Raw genomic sequence first — 24,919 nt, 5'->3', positions numbered from 1 at the left:
AGCACTAATTTTTATTTTGGAGAGTACTTTTATGAAATATGGAAAAGTATTCCTGAATATAATGAAATGTTGATTTTTAATATATAGAGGAATGATGGGGGTCACATGGATAGAAATATGAGGATAATTTGGCTGTTGGTTGTTGCGGTATTCATTGGATTGGTTGGCTGTTCGGAACCTACTGCAAAGAAAGTTGAGAAAGTGAATAAGGTCATTGAACAGGAGGGCGAGCAAGAAAAGGGAAATGCTAATGAAGAAAAGGATCCTGTTGAAGAAGAAGAGGTTCAACCTATTGTAGTAAATGTGATCGATCCTGTGAATCAACAAGTGATTCGATCTCTTACACCGGCGGAGATGGGTTACGGAATTGACAATGAAAAGTATAAAGCGGAATTGGAGAAATGGGCCCCGAGAGTTGGCTCGCGGCGGAGGGACGACAACTGGATACGACCAGAGGATGATTCCGGATAAACTGGGCCCAGATGGCCAGGTGATTAAAGGGACACCTTTGATTATTCTGGAGGAAGCAGAGCTGGTTGAAAGTATCATCCTGGCTTCAGAAAAAGGAGGAAACGTAGAGCTTCCACTTTATGTAACGGCAAGCGCATATGAATTCAATGATGCTGCCCAGCTCGGCGAGGTTATTGTTGGGAAGTATACAACTTATTTTAACGCTGGGGTTGCAGGCAGAACAAAGAACATTGAGCTGTCAGCGGAAGCAATTAACAATGTGATTCTGGGCGTAGGGGATGTGTTTTCCTTTAACACAACTGTCGGTCCGAGTGATGAAGCCCATGGATATCAGCCTGCTGAAGAAATTGTCAACAAAAAGCTGGTCATGGGGATAGGAGGCGGCATTTGCCAGACTTCTTCTACTTTATATAATGCTGTTGATGTTCTTGGTGTTGGATATGTGGAGAAGCATCATCATTCTCTATCTGTTGGCTATGTTCCAGAAGGAAGGGACGCTACAGTATCCTATGGAGGGAAGGATTTTAAGTTCGAAAACACAACAGGCGTACCACTTTTACTGAAAGCAATAATAGGAAAAGGTACTTTGACCGTAGAAGTGAGAACATCAAAAGTGTACGAAGCACAAATGAAAAAAGGCATTTAACAGTCTTAAAGCAATTCCGCCAAAAGGCGTAGAAAGAATCAATCTGATGGTGAATGTTTCCATTATTGAATTCCCTTATTCTTGAATTAAGAACAAGGGAGGCGAACAATATGGATTTTAATTACTTAGCTTTAGAATATATCTGGAATACAAAGAAGGAAGAAATGAAGCGGAAAGATGATTTTAGAGAAACATATAAGCTTTATCCAGATTTCACTAAGCTTCAGTGGATTAACTCGTTAAGGAGGGAGAATAAATCAAAATAATAAGGTATTTATTGTATTTGACAGGTTTTATTATTTTGCTGATTGTGATTGGAAACCTCCAGCAAAAATTTGAAAATATCGGAATGGAAACCTTTAGACTCTATCCCTGGAGTATTCTTGCTACTATTTTATATTTTCCTCTTGGAGTTTATCTTGGAATCCCAGGGTTATTGAAGGAATATCAAAAGGAAGGGGAATGGAGATTCAACTGGTTTAAGAATATTTTCATGACCCTGCCATTGATCTATTTTTCATTCTTCTGGTTCATTCCGACTTCTTATCCTGTGCGGGATTTTATGATAGGAACATATTCTACGTTTCAAATATCAATGATTGCCTCAGGGATTATTTTCATTAGCAGCATAACTAAAGAAAACAGCGGGTGAAATCACTCCGCTGTTTTCATGTTTAGGATGTACGTCTCTTTTCATTTACATTCACTAATAAGCCGCGTTTAATCCAATAATCAAAATTATCCACTGGAAAAACACTTCGATTCTCCGCTTTGTTCATTTTTATGATCACGCTGCTGTCTGAAACCTCTAAAACCTTCAATCTGTCTGAATTGTTCATATTCGGTAAAAAACCATTTCGGATTTCAAACTCCATGTTATGTTGGTATTCCATAAAAAAACCTCCAGGATTTCTTCATGGAAATAATATTTACCAATAAGTGATTATTTATCCATTTTTAAAGCCAACCTTTAATAAAAAAATTAGAAAATAGGAAAAAGCAAGAGGGGAAAAGCCCTCTTGCTGAAACGTCTATTCTACTAGTTTTTCATCACATTGAAATACCTTGCCTCTGGATGAGAAAAAACAATAGCCGTAACTGATGCCTCAGGTTCCATCATGTATCCATCAGTCAAATTAATACCAATATCTTCTGGTTCAATCAAGTTGAAGAGTTTACGTTGATCTTCCAAATCTGGGCATGCAGGATATCCAAATGAGAATCGCTGCCCCTGATACTTGGCGGCGAAACGGTCTTTCATTGTCATATCCGGCGTATCTGGAAAGCCCCATAGATCACGTATTTGGCGGTGGATTAATTCGGCGAACCCTTCTGCCGTTTCAAGGGCAAGTGCCTGGAGGGCATGGCTTTCCAGGAATCAGCCATCGTTTTTCAGTTGTACTGCTGTCTGGCGAATTCCTGCACCTGCTGTGACTGCGAACATCCCGACGTAATCCTTTTTGGAATCATCCACGGATCGAACGTAATCGGCCAGGCAAAGTCCTGGAGCAACCTCCTGGCGTGGAAAGTCAAAGGTTTCCAGGATTTGATCAGGTTGTTCTGGATTAAATATATAAAGCCTGTTTCCATCAGACTGGGCAGGGAAGAACTGATAAACCGCAGCCGGTTTAATCCACTCATTTAACTTGGCTTCCTTTAAAAGGCTTTGGACAACTTCATATAGCTTGACTGCCTTATCATTACCCTCAGCAAGCAAATTTTCTACCTTTCCCTTTAACCCGAGATGATGCCCAAGCAGCATTTGCTGGTTGATATAGGGTTCAATATGAGAAAGAGAGTAGGATTTAACAAGATGCCTTTTTGTATCCTGCGGAATGAATACCGGAGCCTTGGCCATCGCTTGGGGACGCTCCAAAACGGTTGTGGCAGATTTCCATCCTGCTTGGGTGAAATCCTGCTTATTCACGGCTGCTTCTTGCTTTGCTTTCTGTTCCGTTAAAAATTGTGAATATCCATCATGTTCTCGGAGTTGATTCGCGATAGACAAACCGTTCATCGCATCTTTTGCATACAATACAAGTCCGTCATATTCCTTGGCGATCTTTGAATCTGTGAACTTCCTTGATAAAGCAGCACCACCAACAAGTATCGGAATGTCTATCCCTGCTTGCTTCATATCATGGGCAGTCAGTACCATCTGCTGGGCGGATTTAACAAGAAGACCTGAGAGCCCTATTATATCCGGTTTTTCCTTTTTAACCGCCTCAATGAGGGCAGTTGGCGTAACCTTGATTCCCAGGTCGACTACATCATAACCATTATTGCTGAGGATAATGTCCACAAGGTTTTTGCCGATATCATGAACGTCACCCTTCACAGTTGCGAGAAGTACCTTTCCCTTTGCAGCGGTTGTATCATTTTTCTCCATATGTGGCTCTAAATAAGACACCGCAACCTTCATGACTTCCGCACTCTGAAGGACTTCGGCCACAATCAACTGGTTATCATTGAACAGTCTGCCAACTTCTTTCATTCCATCCATCAATGGACCGTTGATGATATCCAATGGGGCAGAGTAGATGTCCAGTGCGAGATCAAGATCTGGATGAAGGCCTTCTTTCGTACCTTCAACCACATAATAGGACAGTCTTTCTTCTAGTTTCATATCAGGCAGGGTGCTTTTGATTTCCTTCTTTTTATCCCGGTAAAAATCAGTGAAATCCGCAAGTGTCTCGTCTGTTGTATGGAATAACAGCTGTTCAGCCATTTTAACTTCTTCAGGACTGATTGAAGCAAACCGCTCTAACTTTTCCGTATTCACAATGGCGTAGTCAAGACCTGCCTGGGTGCAGTGATAAAGAAATACCGAATTTAGTACTTCGCGGCCAACAGGAGGGAGGCCGAAGGAAACATTGCTGATTCCAAGGATTGTTTGTGTTTCTGGGAAAGTTTCCTTGATCAACCTTATTCCCTCTACTGTTGCTTTAGCTGAGCCAATATATTGCTCATCCCCGGTGCCGACAGGGAAGACGAGCGGATCAAAAATCAAGTCCTGTGCCGGTACGTTATATTTGTTGACGAGCAAGTCGTATGATCGTTTGGCAATTTCCAATTTCCTTTCAGCAGAAACACCCATTCCCTCTTCTTCAATCGTACCAACAACGACAGCAGCACCATATTTGTGAATGAGGCGGGCAACAGACTCGAATCGTTCTTCGCCATCTTCCAGATTGATAGAATTAATAATCGCCTTACCCTGAGAATATTTCAGGGCTTTTTCAATTACTTCATCATCGGTTGAATCGATCACGAGGGGAGCCTTAACTTTTTTAACAACTTCTTTAATGAATTCTTCCATGTCATGAAGCTCATCACGGTCCGGATCAGCCAGGCAAATATCGATGACATGGGCTCCATTTTTCACCTGTGCCCTTGCGATTTCTGCTGCTTCTTCTATTTTACCCTCCGAAATCAGACGTTTGAATTTTCGGGAACCAATTACGTTCGTACGTTCACCAACCATGATAGGCCTTAATGTTGGATCATCATAGATGAATGGCTCGATCCCTGAGACCATATGCAGTTTGTTTTCTTCCGTCTGCCTTGGCTGGTGCCCCTGCATTTTTTTAGAAATCGCCTTTATATGTGCCGGCGTTGTTCCACAGCAGCCACCGACAATATTCAGCCAGCCTTCACGGGCAAAATCGGAGAGCTTCTGAGCGAGCGTATCAGGCGTTTCATGATATTGACCTTCTTCATCAGGCAGGCCCGCGTTCGGATAACAGCTGACTGCCGAAGTGGAAAGGGAGGACAGTGAACGCAGATGCTCCTGCATGAATTCCGGTCCTGTTGCACAATTCAGTCCAATCGCAATCGGATTCATATGCTGGACTGAAATATAGAAAGCTTCGATTGACTGGCCAGCTAGTGTAGTGCCCATTGGTTCGATGGTGGCAGAGATCATCAGAGGGAGCTCTTTGCCAATTTTTTGAAATGCACGCTGAATTCCTGTAAAAGCTGCTTTTACGTTCAACAGATCCTGGCTTGTTTCAAGCAATAGCAAGTCGACATTGCCATCAATCAGGCCAAGAGCCTGTTCTTCGTAGGAAGCAGACATTTCTTCGAAGGTTGCACCACCAGTCACGCTAAGTGTTTTGGTTGTCGGTCCCATGGAACCAGCCACAAAACGGGGCTGTGAGGGAGAGGATGCATCATCGGCCGCCTTCCTGGCAATCAGTGCGGCTACATTGTTAATATCGTACGCTTTGTGGCCCAGGTCATATTCATCAAGAACCAGTCTTGTAGCTCCAAAGGTATTGGTCTCAACGATGTCCGCACCAGCTTCAAAGTATTCACAATGTATTTTTTCAATCACTTCCGGTACAGTTAAATTCAGGATTTCATTACAGCCTTCATATTCTTCACCGCCAAAATCCTCCGGAGTCAGGTCTGCCTGCTGGAGCATCGTTCCCATCGCTCCGTCCATGATCAGGATCTTTTTTCTCATCTGCTCAGTTAACAAGGTTGACATTTTGATTCCTCCTCATAAGACGGCTGCTGTATTCATTCGCGTAGCTCGACAACTCGACACTCATTTCATAGTTCATAAAAGGAGTAATTAAATAGATTCCGTTAAACAATTCTGCTGCAGACTCAATCAAACCTTTTGTAATCGCTATGCCTTCCTTTTTGGATTGGAGCGGTTCATTATCGAATTTCGCCATTATGTCAAGGATTTCCTGTGAAATCTTGATACCGGGAACCTCATTATGGAGGAATTCAGCATTTCTGCTGCTCGTTAGCGGCATCAGCCCGATATAAACAGGAGCATCTATATGCTTTGTAGCTTCATGGACGTCTAATAGCATTTTTTCAGAGTAAACTGGCTGGGTGATGAAATAATGTGCACCAGCACGAATTTTCTTTTCCATTCTTGCAACGGCTTTCTCGATGGAACGAACATTTGGATTGAAAGCAGCACCGATCGAGAATGCACCTTTTTGTCCTAAATCTTTTCCAGAATAGGAGAGGCCTTCATTAAATTGCTTGATCATCTCAATTAATTCGAAGGAAGAGACGTCAAAAACAGACGACGCACCAGGAAAATCACCTACGCGGGCAGGATCACCCGTTACGGCTAACAAGTCATGCAGCCCAAGTGTATGCAAACCCATTAGATGAGATTGAAGTCCTATGATGTTGCGGTCGCGACATGTTAGATGCACTAGCGGGCGCAAGCCGACTTTTTCTTTCACAAGCTGCCCGATTGCCGCATTCGAAATCCTTGGTGAAGCAAGTGAATTATCAGCAAGGGTCAAGGCATCAATTCCTGTATCCTTTAGTGCTTTTGCTCCTTCAAAAAATCGAGTAGTATCCAGCTTTCGAGGTGGATCGAGCTCCACGATAACCGATTGTCGTTCTTTTACCACCTTTTGCAGTGGAGCTAAGGGCCTTTTTACATCAACGGGAGTGATAACAATTTTGGGTTTCTTTGCAGGGATTTTCTTGTCTGATACTGGCTGCAAACCCTTTAGCTCATCAGCAAATGCTTTAATATGTTCAGGAGTCGTTCCGCAGCAGCCTCCAATCAGCCTGACACCCTGTTCACGGAAATTGTGGGCTGACTTCCTGAAATATTCTGGATCGCCTTCATAATGGAATTTTCCATCAGTGTAGGCCGGCAAACCGGCATTGGGATAGGCAGACAAAAAGGCCTTTGAAGGCAGCTCTATCTGCTCCAGACTTGAAATCATATGATGGGGGCCAAGCCTGCAATTAAGGCCGACTAGATCCGCGCCGAGGTCCTCGAGTTTATTGAAAACTTCCTGAAGCGGAGTCTGGTCCTGCATGATTCCAATTTCCTGAAGGGATACCTGTGCGATAATTGGAAGGTCCGTTTCCTTTCGGGCAATCTCCAACACCGTCTCGATTTCTTCCATATCATAAAATGTCTCGAGCAATATTCCGTCCACACCCTCAAGGAGAAGGCAGTAGAGCTGCTCCCTGAAGCTTCGTTTGATTTCCTCAATAGGAAGGGCAGAAGGTCTTATTCCGCGGTTCCCGCCAATCGTGCCAAGGACGTATGCATCTGTGCCTGCTGCCTGACGGGCGAGTCTCACTGCGGCACTATTAATCTCTTTTACCTGATCCTCGAGTCCATATCTTTCGAGTTTTATATAATTGGCTGCGTATGTGTTCGTCTGGATAAGATCGGCACCGGCATTTATATAAGCTTTATGAATTCGTATGATGTCATCAGGATGGGAAATATTCAATTCTTCAAAACAGGTACCGGCTCCGTATGAGTGGAGGAGAGTACCAATCGCTCCATCTGCGATTAAGATTTCATTTTCCAGGCGTTTCAGGAAACTCATTTGACTTCCTCCTTATGTAGGCTTAAAGTTCCTATGCAATTCAAAGCCTGCTCAATGTCTGCGATCAAGTCATCTGCACTTTCAAGTCCGACTGATAAACGAAGGAGGCCATCGCCGATTCCGCGTTTCTGCCGTTCTTCCGGTGGCATTGCTGCATGTGACATTTTTGCAGGGTAGGAAAGGATGGATTCTACCGCTCCGAGGCTGACTGCAAAAACAGGCAGTTTCACTTGTTCTATAAATCTGGATAAAACCTCAGCATTTTCAATTTCAAAGGAAAGAACCGCACCGGGCCCGTATGCCTGCTGTATCTGAAGCTCTGACTGCGGATGATCTGCAAGGTCAGGGTAAAAGACATTCTTGATTAAAGGCTGATCTTTTAAAAAGCTAGCAATTTTCTTTGCGCTTTCCTGAGATTGATTCATTCTGACTGACAGGGTTTTGATACCTCTCATAACAAGCCATGCATCCTGGACCCCGAGGACAGCCCCGAAAGAATTCTGCAGGGAATAAAGCCTGTTTGCCAGTTCTTCATCCTTAACTACTGCCAGACCTGCGACTGTATCACTGTGGCCGGACAGAAACTTTGTCGCGCTGTGAAGGACAATATCAGCTCCAAGTTCCAACGGTCGCTGCAAGTAGGGAGTCATGAAAGTATTGTCGACAAATGTATAGGCGCCGTTTTTCTTTGCAATATCGCTGATAGCCTGAATATCTGATACCTTTAGCAGCGGATTAGAAGGTGTTTCTGCATAAAGCAATGCTGTGTTTGGCCTCATCGCTTGTTCCACCGCGTCAAGATCAGTCATATCGACAAAAGTATGCTCAATTCCAAAACGGTTCAATACCTGTGTAACCATCCGATAAGTCCCGCCATAAACATCTTCGGTCACGATCACGTGATCTCCCTGCGAAAGAAGCAAAAAGGCAGTTGAGATGGCAGCCATCCCAGAAGAAAAGGCAAAGCCCCTTACACCGCCCTCGAGTTCGGAGATGATTTCCTCAAGCGCTTCTCTTGTCGGGTTAAGGCTGCGGCTGTAATCATATTTCCCGAACTGTTCTGCAGATTGCTGATGGAAGGTGGAGGCATGCTGGATCGGTACGCTGACTCCGCCAGTTGCTGGATCGACTTTATGCTTGTTATGGAGCAACTGGGTTTCGAATGTATATCGCTGAGTCATAGAACTTCTGCCTCCTGAAGCGCCTTTTTAAAAGCTTTTTCCAAATCCTCTATCAAATCTTCCATGTTCTCGATTCCAACCGAAAATCGGAGAAGTCGGTCACACACACCGGTTTTTTCACGTATTTCAGCCGGAATGTCGGCGTGAGTCTGGGTTGCAGGGTAGGTAATGAAACTTTCGACACCGCCGAGACTTTCAGCAAAAGTGATTGTGGAAAGACTTTTTAAAAATGGATTGACCATGGCAGAGGAGTGAACCCTGAAGGATATCATCCCGCCTCTTCCGGGATACAGGACATCTCTCACTGCATTGTGCCCCTGTAAATAATCCACAAGTTCCCTGGCATTTTGCTCGTGTCGTTCCATCCTTAATGCCAGAGTCTTCATCCCGCGGATAAGCAGCCAGGAATCGAATGGACTTAATACCGCACCGCCGCCATTTTGATGAAGGAAAAGAGAATCACATAACTGCTGTCCCCTGGCAACAATCAGACCAGCAAGGACATCATTATGCCCGCCAAGATATTTCGTGGCACTGTGGATGACGATATCCGCTCCAAGTGTGATTGGTTTTTGCAGCAGGGGAGTATAGAAGGTATTATCCACAATCAATAAAATACCGTGTTCTTTTGTTATTTTTGCTATTGCTTCAATATTAGCTTGTTCCATGAGCGGATTCGTCGGGGTTTCCACAAAAAGAGCCTTCGTACTATGATTGATCGCTGATTTGATTTCGTTTAAATTCGCCATGTCTGCATATGTACTATTTAATCCCCACTTTCTGAAGCCTTGTTCTAGGAGACGATAAGTGCCCCCGTATAAATCTTTTGAGACAATCCATTCATCCCCGTGCTCGAATAAGGAGAGAACTGTCCAAATTGCTGCCATTCCTGAGCTGCAGGCAAAGCCGCGGTCACCTTCCTCCAGGTCTGCAATCGCGTTCTCAAGAATTTCGCGAGTCGGGTTGCCGGTGCGCACATAATCATAACCGCTGGACTGTCCAATCTCTTCATGGCGGTAGGCGGTCGTTAAATAGATTGGTGGATTGACCGCTCCTGTAGATGTTTCACTTCTGTTACCAAGCTGGGCTAATTTCGTATCCATTTCTGCCAATTTGCTCACTCCTATTGGTTGTAGTCAGACGGCAGTTTTTGTTTTAGGGGAAAAGACGAGATTATCGACTTAAAAGGGGCTTAATCTACAATGATCCAAAAAGTCAGTGCAGTGTGAGGTCCCTAATAAAACAAAAAAAGCCTTCTTTAGAAGAAGACTTTACAGTTAATAGCCATTCTTCTTATCTGCCAAGTTTTAAAAACTTGCTGGAATTAGCACCTTTTCAACAAAAATGGTTGAAGGTTGCTGAAGCTTCACAGGTCCAGAACCCTCAGCTTCTCTGGATAAGATGTCATAATATTGAATTATTAAATTTCTCTAAATAGTACAGCTATTAATACGGAATGTCAATCATTAAATTAAAGCGGTGAAGTAAATAGGTGAAAAGTAACTATGGTGTAAAGTTTAGCCTGGCATAGGGATTCTATTTTGACAGCTTTTCTGGATATGTAGGTGAAGCAGTCAAGATTCTGTTGTTTTTATGACAGCTTTTCGTGGAACAGGGGCTTCATTCCCAGGACCGAAGCGTCTCGAGGGTCTGGGCGCTGGAGCTTGATTAAGAAAACTACCTGCAGTTAGCCACACTTAAAAAAGTGTACGCTTAACAAAAAAAAACTGGTCCACGTTTTTAAATGAGCCAGTCTCGCTAAATATAAAGCTATTAATTTATTCCTACTGCATCAAATGCTTTATTGACAGAGTTGACTTCTGCCGAAGTGGATCCATACAGGTCTTTAGCTGCTTGTACCAATCCTGCTCTTGCCTGACTAAAGTTTGTTGAAGAAGTAAAATAAACTGTGTTTGCACGGTAGAAAATCGCACCCATTTTACTCGTTCCTACGCCTGGGACCGATACTCCATAATGTGAACCGCCTTGGCTCAGAAGGTATGCAGCTTTATTGATGATGCCGCTGTTGATATGGACACCGCCATTATCGGAAGTGCCAGTATAACGTACAGAGTAGTGATCTGGGTCGCCGTATTTTGTTGGGTCGCTCATCGAACGAAGGGCGTCACCTGCTTTGTTTGGTGTGTAGATGTCTTCGCCGATTTCAAAGTCAGGGTTATTATTATCATGGAATTCAGCAAGCGTGCCGAAGATATCGGAAATCGCTTCGTTCAGAGCACCAGATTCGTACTGATAAACAAGGTCAGAGCTGAAATCCGTCACTGCGTGAGTCAGTTCATGCGCCACAACATCAAGCGCACCGGAAAGCGGGATGAAGGTCGTGCCATCTCCATCACCATACACCATTTGCTGGCCATTCCAGAACGCATTGTTATAGCTTCTGCCGTAATGCACAGTAGATTTCAACGCTGCGCCTTTGTTGTCATATGAATTGCGGCCAAAAGTATTCTTATAGTAATCATAAGTTAGGCCTGCATAGTGGGCATCTACAGCTGCACCGTCATAAGCTGCATTCAGGTTATTATCGGCGTCCAACCATAGGGAACCAGGGGTTCTCTGCCTATTTTTTGCATCATAAGTGAAGACACCATTTCCGCGAGTATTGTCCTGCAAATAATATGAACCATTGGAAAGGAGAGTGTTCAATGATTTCGTGTCACCCAGGACTCCGACACCAGAACCTACAGTGTTCGTTCCACTCACTGAAGGATTATTTTTACCGGCAGTGTGAAGAGCATTGTATTTATTGATGATTTCCCCAGTTGCAGCGTTGACAAAGTACTGGTAATTCCCAGGTTCAGGACTAAGGAAATTCAAAGTGACATGGTATGCGTACACTGCTTGGTCCTCACCAGGATAAACAACCAATTCAGCAGAAGGGGCTACTTCATAATCAGGTTTCAATCCTAAGTCCACTTCAGCAATTGAGATAGCGTCTCTTTGGGATTTTTTATTTGATGCCTTTAGGATTTTGTTATCGAGTCCTTTGCTGACTGTTCCGTTGAAGACTTTAAGAACTCCTGTTTCGTCCACTCTTGCAGCCTGTGTTGCTCCCCAGACAGGGACACCGTTATATACTTGTTGCAGTCGGACTACATCTCCACCAAGCTGATCTGCTTCCTGTGATTTAACGACGAAACTATCATTTGTTCCAAGGTTGTATTTACCCTTTGATGTTTTTAAGTATCCAAGAACAACTTCCTTTGCTGCTTTTTGAGATGGATTCGTCAGCTTCCCTGCAACAAATTCAGGAGCGCCATGGCTTTTAGTGAATTTTTTTGAAGATGAATCCATTGGAGCCGCAAAGCCTGTTGCCGCAACCAATCCACTTAATGCTAAACTTGCCGTTAGACTCAAGGAAACTACTTTCTTTTTCAAATAAACTCCTCCTAAAATCAAATTCTAGCTAATAATCATTAGTAGATTATCATATTTATACTCTAATAATCTGAACATTTCAACAACTAAGTCGCAAAATGTCGAATTTGTATGTTGGGAAAATTTTTTAGCTAAAGAAGGGCGCTATCATAAACTTCATTGTAATGTAGTCAGAATTTATTGACTAATTAAGTAACATCTTCTTATTATTAAGTTGTAGTACCAACTCATAAAAAAGGAGGTAAAAAAATGAACTCTTTATGGTTAGCCGTGATCGGAATGATCGTCTTTACAATCGGCTACCGCTTCTATTCAAAGTGGGTAGCTGAAAAGATTTACCGCCTCGATCCGAATTACGTGACACCGGCACACCAATATTCGGACGGGGTTGACTTTGTCCCAACAAAGAAGATGATCCTTTGGGGACACCACTTTACGTCTGTAGCCGGGGCAGCTCCAATTGTTGGGCCAGCGATTGCCGTGTATTGGGGATGGCTTCCTGCATTCCTATGGGTGACATTGGGTACAGTATTCGCAGCAGGTGTCCATGACTTCGGAACTCTAGTCCTTTCAGTCAGAAATAAAGGACAGTCAGTCGGTACAATCACAAACAAGCTGATTGGAAAACGTGCAAAAATCATGTTCTTATTCATTATTTTAATCCTTGTGTTGATGGTTAACGCCGTTTTTGCATGGGTCATTGCCAACTTGTTTGTAAAATTCCCCGCGAGTGTTCTATCCGTATTCCTACAGATACCACTTGCAATTTGGATTGGTTATGCTGTTTATAAAAAGAAGAAGGGAATGCTCCTGCCTTCCTTGATCGCACTGGCCGTCATGTATGGGGCAGCCATTCTTGCCAGCCGTGTTCCGGCATTGCAAATCGATCTAGTTAACTACTTTGGCGGTGCGGAGAATACCGTCATGTTTGGACTAAGTGGTGTATCCATGGCATTCTTGGTCTGGATTCTCGTGTTGATGGTTTATGTTTACATTGCCTCGACTCTGCCTGTCTGGAAGCTTCTACAGCCACGCGATTATATTAATTCACATCAATTGGTTGTAGGCTTGTTCATTTTGTATGCAGGATTGATTTTCCTTCAGCCTAAGGTTACAGCACCAGCAATGAACGGTGCAGCCACGGACGTTTCCTGGTTCCCGCTCTTATTCATTACAATTGCCTGTGGTGCCATTTCTGGATTCCATGGACTTGTTTCTTCAGGAACATCCTCTAAACAGTTGGAAAAAGAAACGGATGCCCGCTTTGTCGGTTATCTTGGTGCAGTTGGAGAAGGTGTCCTTGCCCTTATTGCCATTATTGCTGTTGTTACTGTGTTTGCGACAAAAGCCGATTTCACTGCTGCATATTCTAGTTTTGCTGCTGCAAGCGCAGGCGGTCTTGGCAACTTCATCAATGGCGCCGCCCAGCTTGCGACCGGGATCTGGATTCCAGCTGACATTGCAAGGACGATTGTTTCAATTATTGTTGTCAGCTTTGCCGCAACAACTTTGGACACGTCAGTAAGATTAATGCGCTACATCATCGCTGAAATCGGAAGCGAGTACAATGTCAAGGCTCTGACAAAGACTCATGTGGCTACAACTGTTGCGGTTGTTTCCAGTGCTGCCCTAGTTCTATTGCCAAAAGGACCTAATGGATTCGGTTCCGGGGGATACTTATTGTGGCAGCTGTTCGGAACAAGCAACCAGCTTTTGGCTGGAGTCAGCCTTCTGCTTGTTTCCATTTGGCTGAAACGTCAGGGAAGAAACTATCTAGTGACTTTCATCCCGATGGTTTTCGTATTCTTCATGACTCTTTGGGCAATGATTCAGCAGGTCGTTTTCCAGTGGTCCGGATATGGAAACGGTGAGCTGAACATGCTGCTCTTTGGTATTGGAGGACTGATTCTGATATTTGTATTCTGGATCATCATCGAGGCAATCTCAGCCTTCAGCAGGAATAACCCGCCGCCATTGAGCAAGGAAATGTAATGCAGTGGAGACCGGGCTACCGGTCTCTATTGTTATTTTTGAAAGGGAGGTAAGCGCGATGGGTTTTTACGATCAATTCAAGCGAGCCATAGCATTATATGACGAGATTCTCAGACAGCCGCACAGGACTGAAATTGCTCGTGAATTAAGGGATGAAGAGGACCTGTTTATGCTGCTTTGCTTTTCAGAAATGCTCGGCCTGCCGAACCCGGCGTTTTATTACACGCTTGAACTCTATCCTGTCATCATCGAGCGTTTTCATGATTGGCATCTGAGAGCAGGGATGGAAAAATCCCCACTAGAAGGAATACGCTGCTGTTAGGAGGAACTGTATTGGAAATGCTGGAAAAAAAGGTCTTTTTTATCGGAGGAAAAGGCGGCGTTGGCAAAAGCACAACATCCGCGGCAATGGCGCTTTTTCTTGCGCAAAAAGGGAAAAAGATACTGCTGGTTTCGACGGACCCCGCCCATAACACAGGCGATTTATTTCATCGTAACTTCAGCGGGGGAAAAATCCAAAGAGCAACAGAGAACCTGGACGTACTGGAAATTGATTCAGAACAGGAATCAAGGAATTACATCAATGGAGTAAAAGGCAACCTGAAAGGCCTGGTCAAAGCGACGATGCTGGAAGAGGTCAACAGACAGATTGATATGGCCGCATCCTCGCCTGGGGCAGAAGAAGCGGCGCTGTTTGATAAAATCACCTCACTGATTCTTGAGGAAATTGCAAACTATGACGGCATAGTATTTGACACAGCACCAACCGGTCATACAATCAGGCTCCTGACACTTCCGGAATTGATGGGTGTCTGGATGGACGGCCTGTTGGAACGGCGCAAAAAAGCGAATGAGAATTACGCACAGTGGATGAACGATGGTGAAATGAGCGAGGATCCTTTATATGATAAGCTTAATGAACGGAAAAACCGATTCAAGCGTGTAAGAGAAGTCCTGCTTGATCACACACAAACCGAGTATGTATTTGTGCTTAACGGCGAGCGTCTGCCAATCCTGGAAACGAGCAAGGCTATCGAAACTTTGCATCAGCATGGAATACATGTTCATTCGGTCGTTATCAATAAAGTCATCCCTGATGAAGCAGATGGAAGGTTCATGGAGCAACGAAGAGTGAACGAGCGAGTATATCTTGATGAAATCAAAGACAAATTCAAGAATCAGAGAAAAATTTACTTGCCGCTTCTTGAGTACGATATTTCTTCTCTGACCACATTGGAACTTATATCAGGTCTTTTAGGAAAACAAATTGATTACCATTTGAACCATAGATAAAATTTGGTGTTTCCATTTTATATATTAGGGTTATATAAAAATATGGATAAATTTGAAAACAGTATGGAAATTAACAATTATTTAAATTTGATTTATAGAGAGGGGCACTAAAATGAGGCGAATCTTTCCCGGCTCGATTACAGCGTACAGTCAGTTCGGACATTTGAAGGTCCCTAAAAGCATTAAAAATATTTGTCCAGATTGCAAAGAAAAAGTTGAGTTTGTCCTTAAATCCACCTATCAGAGCAGCAAACATGGATTGATGACGGAAAGTGCTTGCCCCTCATGCAAACAAAGTGTCCCATTTATAATCATTACAAAGGATAAAGAGACACAGCCTGATGTGTACATATATGATCCCCATAGCACGACAAATCCGTCAAGCCAGATCGAACACATTCCAAAGATACCTGAAGAATTGGTTAGGGCTTACAAATCTGCGGTCAGTGTGCATCATTCAAAAGAGAATGCTGCGACTGCTGTACTCGCCAAGCGTGTCATAGAAAATGTGCTTAAAAACTTTTTAGGCGAAAAAGCCAAAGGCCTGACTCTTGACCAGCAATTCGAAATTCTTCCGGACCATATCAATTTAGTTAAACCAGTCAGTTCATTAAGTCCATTGATGGCATCTGGAGGCGGTCTTTATAAAATGCTTGAGCTGGAAACTGAGATGGATGATGAAATGACAGAACTGATCATGGACTTATTGGAGGATCTAATTCAATATCTATTCGTATTGCCTGGAAAAATAGAAATGACCCGCGAACAAATTGAGAAAAAGTTAAATTGATTTGACTTCAAGCAGCTTCTACGTGAGGCTGTTTTTTTTTGTATAGCAGGAGGGGTAAAAGGGGGAGCGGTATAGCAATCTTTCATGATTGAAAATAGCGTAATAGGGTAGCGAATCGTTTTTTAAATCTGGGAATTAACGTCGTGCTTCCTCAAGGTTGTTAACCTTTAGAGAATATCCATTTTGAACATATTTGTTATTTACCTGTTCGAGAGCCCAATTTTCATGCAGTGCTTCTGGTTTGTACAGTTTAAGTACAGCCAACTGTCACAGGGTTCAGACAAGTATTCAACCTATTAATCTTCTTGTGATGCCTTATAACATCAATAAGTATGAGCAAAAGCAATATAATGATTATCCACAGTATCAAATCATCCACCCATTTTTTAAAAAGGTATGGAATAGAAAGGTGAAATTGGATAAAATTTGCGCTACGCACTGGATTATAATACTATCTTAATTAGTACTTATGGTGGTGTTGCATTGGAAACTACAAAACATTTATTAATGAATCTCTCACTTCTTCTTGTCCTTCTGTTCTTTATACAGTTAATTATCGAAAGGCAATTGAAGGAAAAGAACAGAGAACGATATCAATTATTCTATTTCATTATATCGATTTTTACATGCTATATTTTTTCGGTACAAGTTCAGGATGGCATTAACTTTGATCTTCGACAGGTGCCCATGATTCTTGGAAGTCTTTATACAGGATATAGTTTTCTCCTTGCAGGTGTCACTATCCTAATGAGAGGCTTTTTAGGCATAAACGAAGGTTTCTGGGTGTCGGTGGGGGTCTTTGCAGGCCTTGCACTCATTCTAAAATGGATTCATCCCTGGTTTAACAGGCTTACTCTGAACAGCAGGGTCGGGATCTCTGTTTTGGTGACCGTCATCACTTCGTTTGTACTAATGCAATTGGTTACAGTAGTTAGTGAACCAATCAAACATCCAGAAGCTTGGATCAGCTTCATTTTGATTCCCGCATTAACTTCAGGTCTAGTAAGCTATTCTATTGAGACAATTCGTCAAACCTTCATTATCCGACAAAGGCTAGCGAAGGCGGATAAAATTGAAGCCGTCAGTCATTTAAGTGCAGCAATTTCTCATGAAATACGTAATCCACTGACAACTGTGAAAGGATTTCTGCAGCTGCTCGGTGAGAAAGACTATCCGGATGAAAAGAAAAAGGAGTTCATCGATATTGCGGTCCAGGAATTGATTCGTGCTGAAAAGGTCATTAATGACTATCTTACTTTTGCCAGGACTGCTTTTGAAAAGGAAGAGGAAATCGAAGTCGATAAGGAATTGAATCAGGTTCTCAATGTGCTTAATCCTTTGGCTAACCTTAATGGAGTAAAAATAAGGACTAAATACAATCCTGAATTATTTATATCAGGGGACCGTTCTAAATTCAAGCAAGCATTCATCAACTTGTTCAAGAACGGTTTGGAGGCTATGCCAAACGGCGGGGAACTAATTGTTCAAACCTTCCGCACCGGAACTGTAATCCATATCCTTGTGAGAGATACAGGAGTCGGGATGACAGAAGAGCAGATCGCCCGATTGGGAGAACCATATTACACGACAAAAGGACAGCACGGAACAGGACTTAGCATGATGGTAACTTTCAGCATCATTCGTGCAATGAGAGGGAAAGTAGAAGTTAAAAGCCAGGTTGGTATCGGGACAACCTTCCATATTCGTTTCAGCAATTTATCAGAAGAAAAGTAACTAATCCTTCTAATACTTTCATGTCATTTTGATATTTTCAAAAATTATTAATGGAGAGCTGCTCCCTGGTTCATACTTAACAACTTGTCAGGATTGTCTTTCGTTGACAATAAAATCCATCGTTGCTATATTGAAATTAGCTGATTGCACACGTATTAGGCACTTTGCAATTTGCTTATTCTGATGTTTGTAGACGTTTGAATAGGTCATGTATGAGGAACTAGTCGTTGTGATTTGCTAAATATCAATCATGGCTTGTTCGGCCGACTAGGAGGATGTTTTCATATGAAAAACGGTAAAGTTAAATGGTTCAATGCGGAAAAAGGGTTTGGATTCATTGAAGCTGAAGACGGAAATGACGTTTTCGTACATTACTCTGCTATTCAAACAGAAGGCTTCAAATCATTAGAAGAAGGCCAGGAAGTATCTTTTGAGGTTGTGGAAGGTGCTCGAGGACCACAAGCTGCTAACGTTACGAAACTATAATTCTTAAATTGACATTATAGCTCAGCCATCTGGCTGAGCTTTTTAAGTAGCAAAATTTCTATTTTGAAACTTTTCCATAATGAAAAACGTAATATCCAGTAACAACTATTCCACTAGGTGAGGTGTATAACAATGGTGTTTTCATAACAATCGCGGCTGGAGCAGGGATTCTCTTTGCCATTGCTTATTTTTCCACAAATCGAGTCAAAAAGAAAGTTTTAATGAAGGAAAACATCCCGGAACACCTTGGCTTACTTGCAGATGTTCCTGGTTCTAATATCTTGAATAAATTAGAGAAATCACTTTCTTATGATTTTTTAAACCAAGTGAAACTTCGATTTTTAAGCGAACATCCCGAGATTTCCGATGATGAATTTGAATGGCGATTATTTGAATTAAAACGGTATTTCTTCCTTAATTCGTTTATGAAAAGCACACCAATGTTCAGCAGCAAGATTGATGAGGTTTGGCATGAGATGCTGATGTTCACGAAACAATATGAAGTTTTTTCTGAAAAATATCTTGGCAGCATGCTCCATCATACGCCGAACTTGGAACCAGAACCAGCACCACAGCAAAGGGCAATCTTTGATTGGGTATTCTCTCAGCTATTTGAAATAACAGAATACACGTGGCAGACATGGGGAGACTTTTTCCATTATCCACTTGATCAGCAGCTACTCCAAAAAATCGATTCACTTAGTGACGATGAGCTGAAACAGCAATTTTTCAAGGTTACTGAGGATAATCAGGAGCTGGTGAATTATTTAACCAAACAGTTTAGGTCACAACTAAGAAAGACGCAAGAAATGTACAAAGTTGATCGTAAAGGGTATTTCGAAAGGCCGGGACTTTACGGTGACTTATCAGGATTGAGCCTGGTTATGGTGTTTTATTCTTACCATTACTTTGATGAATATTGGAAATATACTCAAGAATACGCTTATTCACACCAGACGCAGGGAACCTCAGGCTGCACTGCCGTTTTTTGCGGCTCAGGAGACCTACATGATTCAAATAATGACGGGGTCAGCCACAGCTGTTCCAGCAGCAGTTGCTCGAGCTGTGGGGGAGGATGCTCGTCATAAATATGAAAAAGCCTGCTAGTGGCAGCAGGCTTTTATCTTTGAATGAATTTTTTGATGACATTCTGCAAATTACCTTCAGTCATAATATTTGAAAAATCAATTCCCAGCTGTACCGCTGTTTGGGCAACCTCTGGACGAATCCCTGTAATGATGGTCTGAACGCCAAGCAAGTTTAGAGCATCCATCAGTTTGAAGATTTGGTGAGCTACCATTGTATCAACCATCACCACTCCTGAAAGATCCACTATCAAAGTATTGATTCTAGCATCAATACTTTGTATAAGAGTTGACTCCATTAAGCTTTTTGCTCTCGTAGTATCGATTTCACCAATCAATGGCAGCAGTCCAACTTCCTTTGTCAGGGTAATGACTGGTGCGCTCAATTCTTTAATTAGAGTTGCTTGAGAGGCCAATCGGTTCATAAGGATATCCATGAACACATTAATAAAGCTCTCAAAGACATAATCAAGCGTGTAATTGATCTTCTTTTCCCATGAAAAAACGTCGTCGAGGGTGACCTCCAAGTCCGTCTGCTTTACAAATTTTTGAATGTATTCCCAATAAACACGACGGAAGACTCCAGAATTCCACGCTACCTCCGTCAGGTCGGTTTTTGATTTGATGCGGTCTGCTGCAGTCTGGCCTGTCCAGTCAGAAATTGTTTCCTTCATCTCTTCCTCAGATTGAAAAAGTGAATTTGCTACTAGACGAACATAATTCGAATTCTGTTCCTTCACCCTGTTCATTACCTCTGGCGGTGCATCGGCAGAGTAATCTGATCCCTGAATCACCCGCTGCCGTTTAAGCCAGTCTTCGGTGAAATTAGCCGAATTGTCGACCAGGAACTTGTATAATGCCTCTGTTTTTGTTTCCATTTTAATCCCTGCTTTATTGATTAGTCGTACTTCTATTGTGAAAAACAACGCCTGAAAAGTCAAATTTTAAAAAGTTAACCTTAAAAGTTATCAAGATTCATTACTCAGAGGAAAATTCAGGTAGATTCCGAAGAGTTCTTTTGATAAAATTAGAACGAACGTTCTTACAACCATTCCTTTTTAGAGTGCGCATTAAATTTTCGAGTTTGATATAATAGTAGCATTCTCAAAGCAGCTTTTTAACGAAATTTAAAATAGATCACTTTATAAATAGGGGGGATTTGCATGAAATTTATTCATACAGGTGACTGGCATCTTGGAAAGCTTGTCCATGGAATGTATATGACCGAAGATCAGCGAGAGGTGTTGAATCAATTTATTGAACTTGTCGCGGAAGAACAACCTGATGCTGTTGTGATTGCAGGCGATCTTTACGACAGGTCCGTACCGCCAACTGATGCAGTAGAACTTCTTGATGAAGTTCTCTTCAAAATCAACGTGGAACTGAATACACCGGTTATTGCTATTGCCGGCAACCATGACAGTGCAGAACGTCTATCATTTGGCAGCTCATGGTACCGGCATAATCATTTTTATCTTACTGGGAAACTGACGAATGATTTTAGACCAGTTAATATTAACGGGGTCAATTTTTACCTGATTCCTTATGCTGAACCTGGCGTAGTTCGTCATATGCTTGATGATTCTTCGATTCACTCCCATCAGGACGCGATGAAGGCAGTGATTGGAAAAATCGAAGAAAACCTGAATCCTGACGAAGCAAATGTTTTTGTTGGACATGCCTTCGTTCTCGGTGGAGACTCATGCGATTCAGAGCGTTCATTATCTGTCGGTGGTTCCGGCTGTGTTACTCAGGACTTATTTGACCCGTTTGCTTTTACCGCGCTGGTCCATCTCCATAGCCCTGACGCAATCAGACACGATCGGATAAAGTACTCTGGCTCGCTATTAAAATACTCTTTTTCAGAGGCTAAACAGCGTAAATCGATTTCAATCGTTGAAATGAACGACGACGGCAGTTTTGATATGCGTTACAGGACCCTGAAACCGAAGCAGGATATGCGGGAATTGGAAGGCCACCTGGAACAGCTTCTGGATCCTTCCTTTTATGAAAAAGAAAATATTCATGATTATTTAAAAGTAACATTGCTTGATGATGGGGCGATAATCGACCCAATGGGCAAGCTTCGCCAGGTCTTCCCGAATGTCCTTCATCTGGATCGTAAAATCGAATCCATGGACCAAAAGCATAAGCACCACTTCAAATCGATCAGGGAAGAAAAAAAGTCGGAACTGGAGCTTTTCGAACAGTTTTACAAGGAAATGACGACAAGCGAATTTACTGATGATAAACGCGACGTCATGACTGAAGTGATAGGCAAAGTATTGAAGGAGGAGGGGCAAAAATGAAACCTCTGACACTTACGATGCAGGCGTTCGGGCCTTATGCCGGAAAGGAAACTATTGATTTCAAGCAACTGGAGAACAGGACGATGTTTGTCATTTCTGGTAAAACAGGATCGGGAAAGACAACCATTTTTGATGGTATCAGTTATGCGATTTACGGCAAGGCAAGCGGTGAGGATCGGAATGGTCCCGATTTACGAAGCCAGTTTGCAGATGATGAATTATTAACCGAAGTTACCCTTGAATTTTCCTTACGTCAAAAGACTTATCAGGTTACCAGATCTCCGCAGCAGGAGAAGAAAAAGAAGTCTGGTGAAGGAACGACTGTTGTCGGTGCAAAAGCAGAATTATCCTTAATTGACGAAAAAGGTGAACTGCAATTGCTTGCTTCGAATGTTCGCGAAGTGGACGAAAAGATCAAGGAGATTATGATCATCGACAGCAATCAATTCAGGCAAATACTGATGATTCCCCAAGGAGAATTCCGTAAGCTTTTAACATCTGATAGTAAAGAAAAGGAAGTCATTCTGCAAAGGCTTTTCCATACGGAAATTTATAAGAGAGTAGAGGAAAAACTTAGGGAAGAAGCGACTGTTCTGAAAAAATCGGTTGAGGACCAGATTGAGAAAAGAAGCTCAGCCCTTCGAAGCATCAAGGCTGTCGAAAATGAAGAATTGAAGGAATTCGTAGAAGCAGGGAGTACAAACGATACCTTGATCCTTCCTTTATTAAAAGAAGAAATTGGCGCAATGGAAGCTAAACTCGAAAAGTTGAACAAGGACCGTGAAAAACTTCAGCTGGACCGCGATAAAATGCAGCAGCGATTGTTTGAAGCTGAAGCAACTTTAAAACAAATCCAAACACTAGAAACCCTTAAGATAACAAAGGATAAGCTTGAAGCCCAAAAGGATCTTTTTGCCGAAAAAGAAAAACAAACCATTCTTGCAAAAAAAGCTGCCCTATTGGATGCTCAGGAACAACTTTGCCACCGGCTCAAGGCCGATCTCGAAAGAATTACAAACCAGGTAAGTGTGATCACGAAGCGAATTGAACAGGTAACAGCACGACTCAAAGCATCCGAAATAGAGCACCAGAAACAAATTGATCGCGAACAAGAGCGAAAGGCAGCTGCTGAACAGGTTAACAAGCTTGAAAATATGAAAGAAGATGTTCAAGCATTCGCCAGCATAGCTTCACAGTTTGCTGAGCTAAAGCAAGCACTGGCAGAAGCGGTACAGACACGGGAGGACAATGAAGCCAGGCTTAAATCCACTGAAGAGCGACTTAAAGCCTTGCAGATAGAAAAGGAAGAGGCCGAAAAGGCCAAGATTACTTATCTGGAGAATGACCGGAAATTGGAAAAGCTGCTTCAAGAATTGGACAAGCTGAAAAGGCTAGGCAACCACAATCATAAGGTCAAACAGGTTCGATCAAGCTTTGAAACCCGCAAAGGTGAGTTTGACCAGGCTGTTTCCAGACTGAATGATGCCAAAGCTGCAGCAGAAGCTCTTGAGCAAAAATGGCTGCATTCACAGGCGGCTGTTTTGGCTGCTTCTTTGCATGAAGGTGGCGCTTGCCCTGTTTGCGGATCAGAGAATCATCCTGAACCCGCGAAAGTAACTGAAGGCTTCATCCCGACAGAAGAAGATTTAAAAGCTGCACGAGAGCAGATCGCTGGTATTGAAAAAGTGAAGAGTGCTGCTGAAAAGTCTTTTATCGAAACAGACACGACATTAAGGTCAATGATTGAATTAGCAGAAGAAATGTCGGCTGAGATCGTCAAATTCCGTCCTGACTTAGATGTCGACCAGTTAGCAGATGTCGTACTACTGACTGAAAGTGAAATTGAAAAGCTCCAAAATGAGCAGAAACAGTATTCGGTAAGGATAGCAGCCCTGGAAAAAGTCAAATCTGAAATCAAAAGGTATGAAGATAACAGAGAAAGAATGAACAAGCAGCTGAAAGCTATCGAAGAAAGCTATCAAAGCCTGATGATCGAGTATACAGAAAAGAAAACCACCCTCGGTAGAATGACTGAGAAAATACCTGAACAGCTTCGTTCACTACAAGTGTTTGAGTCAAAACTGAAATCAGCAGAACTCTCACAAAAGCAGCTGGATGAGGAACTGGAGCATGCCCGCAAAAATCATCAGGAAGCCAAAGAACTTCTGGGAACCGAAAAAGCACGAATGGAAGAAGCCGAAAAGAGATTGAAGGAAATAGACTCGCAATTGTCAGCTGAGAGAGAAACATTTAAAGACAATATGACATCCCAGGGCTTTGAAAATTATCAGGCCTATCACCAGGCGAAAATATCAGAACAGGCTATTCAACAGCTTGATACAGATATTTCGAATTATCGTGAAGAAGTCAGGTCAGTAATGGATCGTTTCGCAGAGCTGTCTGACATGCTAAAAGATGTCAAGAAGCCTGATATGGAAACACTTCAATCAGAATTCGCACAACTAAATAAATTAATCAAAGAAACAGAAGGCGCATATCAGGATTTAAATCTAAAAAAACGTGATAATCAATCTGTTTTGGAACAGGTAACATCTTTGAATGAGCAGATGAAGCTGCTTGAGGAAAAGTACAAATTAGTCGGCCAATTATTCGAGATTTCAAAAGGCCAGAACACATACAGGATTACATTCGAACGCTTTGTCCTGGCATCTTTCCTGGATGATATTCTTGCAGAGGCTAACGTAAGACTCAACAAGATGACGAGCGGACGATACCGATTACTGAGAAAGACTGATCGTTCAAAAGGTAATGTGCAGAGTGGATTGGAGCTATTGGTTCTGGATGCATATACAGGTCAGGAGCGACATGTAAAAACATTATCTGGCGGAGAAAGCTTCAAAGCTGCATTATCACTTGCCCTCGGTTTGGCCGATGTTGTCCAGAATTACGCAGGTGGAGTTTCATTAGAGACCATGTTCATCGATGAAGGCTTCGGTACACTTGATCCAGAATCCCTGGACCAGGCTATTGAAGCATTAATTGATATCCAGAGCAGCGGCCGGCTCGTCGGAATCATCTCCCATGTACCAGAGCTAAAGGAACGGATCGACGCAAGGCTCGAGGTCATCTCCACCCAGACAGGAAGCAGAACAGAATTTCACTTAATGAATTAAACCAAGAAATACAGCATCTTGAAATAGGTGCTGTATTTTCGCGATTATTCAGCAGCCTCAAAAC

General features: G+C 42.6%; 19 protein-coding genes, 1 pseudogene and 1 riboswitch. Of the genes and pseudogenes, 13 read left to right on the top strand and 7 right to left on the bottom strand.

Annotated elements, in window-relative coordinates; translation table 11 throughout:
- Positions 1 to 105 precede the first annotated feature (105 nt).
- The 4 genes from LC048_RS25035 to LC048_RS10040 all read left to right on the top strand — a co-directional run bounded on the left by LC048_RS25035 (position 106) and on the right by LC048_RS10040 (position 1,769).
- Complete coding sequence (locus LC048_RS25035) at positions 106 to 471, top strand: hypothetical protein (RefSeq protein WP_371932023.1); 366 nt, start codon at positions 106 to 108, stop codon at positions 469 to 471.
- Positions 416 to 1,117, top strand: coding sequence for a VanW family protein (locus LC048_RS10050; protein WP_371932022.1), 702 nt, complete (start codon positions 416 to 418; stop codon positions 1,115 to 1,117). Before LC048_RS25035 ends, LC048_RS10050 begins: the two co-directional genes overlap by 56 nt.
- Before the next feature lie 110 nt (positions 1,118 to 1,227).
- On the top strand, positions 1,228 to 1,383 hold the full coding sequence (locus tag LC048_RS10045; RefSeq protein ID WP_226600946.1) for a hypothetical protein: 156 nt from the start codon (positions 1,228 to 1,230) through the stop codon (positions 1,381 to 1,383).
- 35 nt (positions 1,384 to 1,418) lie between these two features.
- Positions 1,419 to 1,769: a hypothetical protein gene (locus tag LC048_RS10040; RefSeq protein WP_306050142.1), complete on the top strand. Its 351-nt coding sequence runs from the start codon at positions 1,419 to 1,421 to the stop codon at positions 1,767 to 1,769.
- 22 nt (positions 1,770 to 1,791) lie between these two features.
- Here LC048_RS10040 and LC048_RS10035 read toward each other — a convergent pair whose 3' ends face one another.
- The 6 genes and pseudogenes from LC048_RS10035 to LC048_RS10010 form a co-directional block, all read right to left on the bottom strand.
- Positions 1,792 to 2,010 (bottom strand): hypothetical protein, encoded by a 219-nt coding sequence (locus LC048_RS10035; RefSeq protein WP_226600944.1) that lies wholly within the window; start codon positions 2,008 to 2,010, stop codon positions 1,792 to 1,794.
- A 146-nt stretch (positions 2,011 to 2,156) separates the two neighbouring features.
- Positions 2,157 to 5,609, bottom strand: a pseudogene (gene metH, locus LC048_RS10030) (methionine synthase).
- Entirely contained in the window at positions 5,590 to 7,452 is a 1,863-nt protein-coding gene (locus LC048_RS10025) for a bifunctional homocysteine S-methyltransferase/methylenetetrahydrofolate reductase (protein ID WP_226600942.1), read from the bottom strand. Before LC048_RS10025 ends, metH begins: the two are co-directional and overlap by 20 nt.
- Positions 7,449 to 8,633 (bottom strand): cystathionine beta-lyase, encoded by a 1,185-nt coding sequence (metC, locus tag LC048_RS10020; RefSeq protein WP_306050139.1) that lies wholly within the window; start codon positions 8,631 to 8,633, stop codon positions 7,449 to 7,451. Before metC ends, LC048_RS10025 begins: the two co-directional genes overlap by 4 nt.
- The gene (locus LC048_RS10015; protein WP_226600940.1) at positions 8,630 to 9,745 is read right to left on the bottom strand and encodes a methionine biosynthesis PLP-dependent protein; all 1,116 of its coding nucleotides are present in this window, start codon (positions 9,743 to 9,745) and stop codon (positions 8,630 to 8,632) included. The genes metC and LC048_RS10015 overlap by 4 nt, the downstream gene beginning before the upstream one ends.
- A 178-nt stretch (positions 9,746 to 9,923) precedes the next feature.
- Positions 9,924 to 10,036, bottom strand: a riboswitch (SAM riboswitch).
- Positions 10,037 to 10,406: 370 nt separating this feature from the next.
- Positions 10,407 to 12,032 (bottom strand): M4 family metallopeptidase, encoded by a 1,626-nt coding sequence (locus LC048_RS10010; protein WP_306050137.1) that lies wholly within the window; start codon positions 12,030 to 12,032, stop codon positions 10,407 to 10,409.
- Positions 12,033 to 12,281: 249 nt separating this feature from the next.
- Here LC048_RS10010 and LC048_RS10005 point away from each other — a divergent pair, with 249 nt between their 5' ends.
- The 7 genes from LC048_RS10005 to LC048_RS09975 all read left to right on the top strand — a co-directional run bounded on the left by LC048_RS10005 (position 12,282) and on the right by LC048_RS09975 (position 19,415).
- Complete coding sequence (locus LC048_RS10005) at positions 12,282 to 14,024, top strand: carbon starvation CstA family protein (RefSeq protein WP_306050135.1); 1,743 nt, start codon at positions 12,282 to 12,284, stop codon at positions 14,022 to 14,024.
- A 58-nt stretch (positions 14,025 to 14,082) separates the two neighbouring features.
- Positions 14,083 to 14,346 (top strand): cory-CC-star protein, encoded by a 264-nt coding sequence (locus LC048_RS10000; RefSeq protein ID WP_226600937.1) that lies wholly within the window; start codon positions 14,083 to 14,085, stop codon positions 14,344 to 14,346.
- A gap of 11 nt (positions 14,347 to 14,357) precedes the next feature.
- Positions 14,358 to 15,317, top strand: a complete 960-nt coding sequence (locus tag LC048_RS09995) for an ArsA family ATPase (RefSeq protein ID WP_226600936.1) — start codon at positions 14,358 to 14,360, stop codon at positions 15,315 to 15,317.
- 112 nt (positions 15,318 to 15,429) lie between these two features.
- Positions 15,430 to 16,107: a hypothetical protein gene (locus LC048_RS09990; protein ID WP_226600935.1), complete on the top strand. Its 678-nt coding sequence runs from the start codon at positions 15,430 to 15,432 to the stop codon at positions 16,105 to 16,107.
- 483 nt (positions 16,108 to 16,590) lie between these two features.
- Positions 16,591 to 17,841: an ATP-binding protein gene (locus tag LC048_RS09985; RefSeq protein WP_306050133.1), complete on the top strand. Its 1,251-nt coding sequence runs from the start codon at positions 16,591 to 16,593 to the stop codon at positions 17,839 to 17,841.
- Positions 17,842 to 18,126: 285 nt separating this feature from the next.
- On the top strand, positions 18,127 to 18,327 hold the full coding sequence (locus LC048_RS09980; RefSeq protein ID WP_053475815.1) for a cold-shock protein: 201 nt from the start codon (positions 18,127 to 18,129) through the stop codon (positions 18,325 to 18,327).
- 122 nt (positions 18,328 to 18,449) lie between these two features.
- Positions 18,450 to 19,415, top strand: coding sequence for a glycine-rich domain-containing protein (locus LC048_RS09975; protein ID WP_306050131.1), 966 nt, complete (start codon positions 18,450 to 18,452; stop codon positions 19,413 to 19,415).
- Between the two features lie 32 nt (positions 19,416 to 19,447).
- Here the strand turns inward: LC048_RS09975 and LC048_RS09970 are convergent, their stop codons facing one another.
- Entirely contained in the window at positions 19,448 to 20,290 is an 843-nt protein-coding gene (locus LC048_RS09970; protein ID WP_226600932.1) for an STAS domain-containing protein, read from the bottom strand.
- Positions 20,291 to 20,575: 285 nt separating this feature from the next.
- Here LC048_RS09970 and LC048_RS09965 point away from each other — a divergent pair, with 285 nt between their 5' ends.
- Together LC048_RS09965 and LC048_RS09960 are read left to right on the top strand one after the other, a co-directional pair.
- Positions 20,576 to 21,721: an exonuclease SbcCD subunit D gene (locus LC048_RS09965; protein WP_306050129.1), complete on the top strand. Its 1,146-nt coding sequence runs from the start codon at positions 20,576 to 20,578 to the stop codon at positions 21,719 to 21,721.
- Positions 21,718 to 24,855, top strand: a complete 3,138-nt coding sequence (locus LC048_RS09960; protein WP_226600930.1) for an AAA family ATPase — start codon at positions 21,718 to 21,720, stop codon at positions 24,853 to 24,855. The genes LC048_RS09965 and LC048_RS09960 overlap by 4 nt, the downstream gene beginning before the upstream one ends.
- The last annotated feature ends 64 nt before the right edge of the window (positions 24,856 to 24,919 follow it).

The sequence above is a fragment of the Mesobacillus subterraneus genome, assembly GCF_020524355.2.
Lineage (GTDB): Bacteria > Bacillota > Bacilli > Bacillales > Cytobacillaceae > Mesobacillus > Mesobacillus subterraneus_C.
This window is presented reverse-complemented; position numbering and strand designations above follow the sequence as displayed.

Excerpts from the sequence above, each read along its gene's own strand:
- LC048_RS25035 (WP_371932023.1), top strand. The coding sequence starts at position 106 with ATGGATAGAAATATGAGGATAATTTGGCTGTTGGTTGTTGCGGTATTC.
- LC048_RS10045 (WP_226600946.1), top strand. The coding sequence starts at position 1,228 with ATGGATTTTAATTACTTAGCTTTAGAATATATCTGGAATACAAAGAAG.
- LC048_RS10035 (WP_226600944.1), bottom strand. The coding sequence starts at position 2,010 with ATGGAATACCAACATAACATGGAGTTTGAAATCCGAAATGGTTTTTTA.
- LC048_RS10025 (WP_226600942.1), bottom strand. The coding sequence starts at position 7,452 with ATGAGTTTCCTGAAACGCCTGGAAAATGAAATCTTAATCGCAGATGGA.
- metC (WP_306050139.1), bottom strand. The coding sequence starts at position 8,633 with ATGACTCAGCGATATACATTCGAAACCCAGTTGCTCCATAACAAGCAT.
- LC048_RS10005 (WP_306050135.1), top strand. The coding sequence starts at position 12,282 with ATGAACTCTTTATGGTTAGCCGTGATCGGAATGATCGTCTTTACAATC.
- LC048_RS10000 (WP_226600937.1), top strand. The coding sequence starts at position 14,083 with ATGGGTTTTTACGATCAATTCAAGCGAGCCATAGCATTATATGACGAG.
- LC048_RS09990 (WP_226600935.1), top strand. The coding sequence starts at position 15,430 with ATGAGGCGAATCTTTCCCGGCTCGATTACAGCGTACAGTCAGTTCGGA.
- LC048_RS09980 (WP_053475815.1), top strand. The coding sequence starts at position 18,127 with ATGAAAAACGGTAAAGTTAAATGGTTCAATGCGGAAAAAGGGTTTGGA.
- LC048_RS09970 (WP_226600932.1), bottom strand. The coding sequence starts at position 20,290 with ATGGAAACAAAAACAGAGGCATTATACAAGTTCCTGGTCGACAATTCG.
- LC048_RS09965 (WP_306050129.1), top strand. The coding sequence starts at position 20,576 with ATGAAATTTATTCATACAGGTGACTGGCATCTTGGAAAGCTTGTCCAT.
- LC048_RS09960 (WP_226600930.1), top strand. The coding sequence starts at position 21,718 with ATGAAACCTCTGACACTTACGATGCAGGCGTTCGGGCCTTATGCCGGA.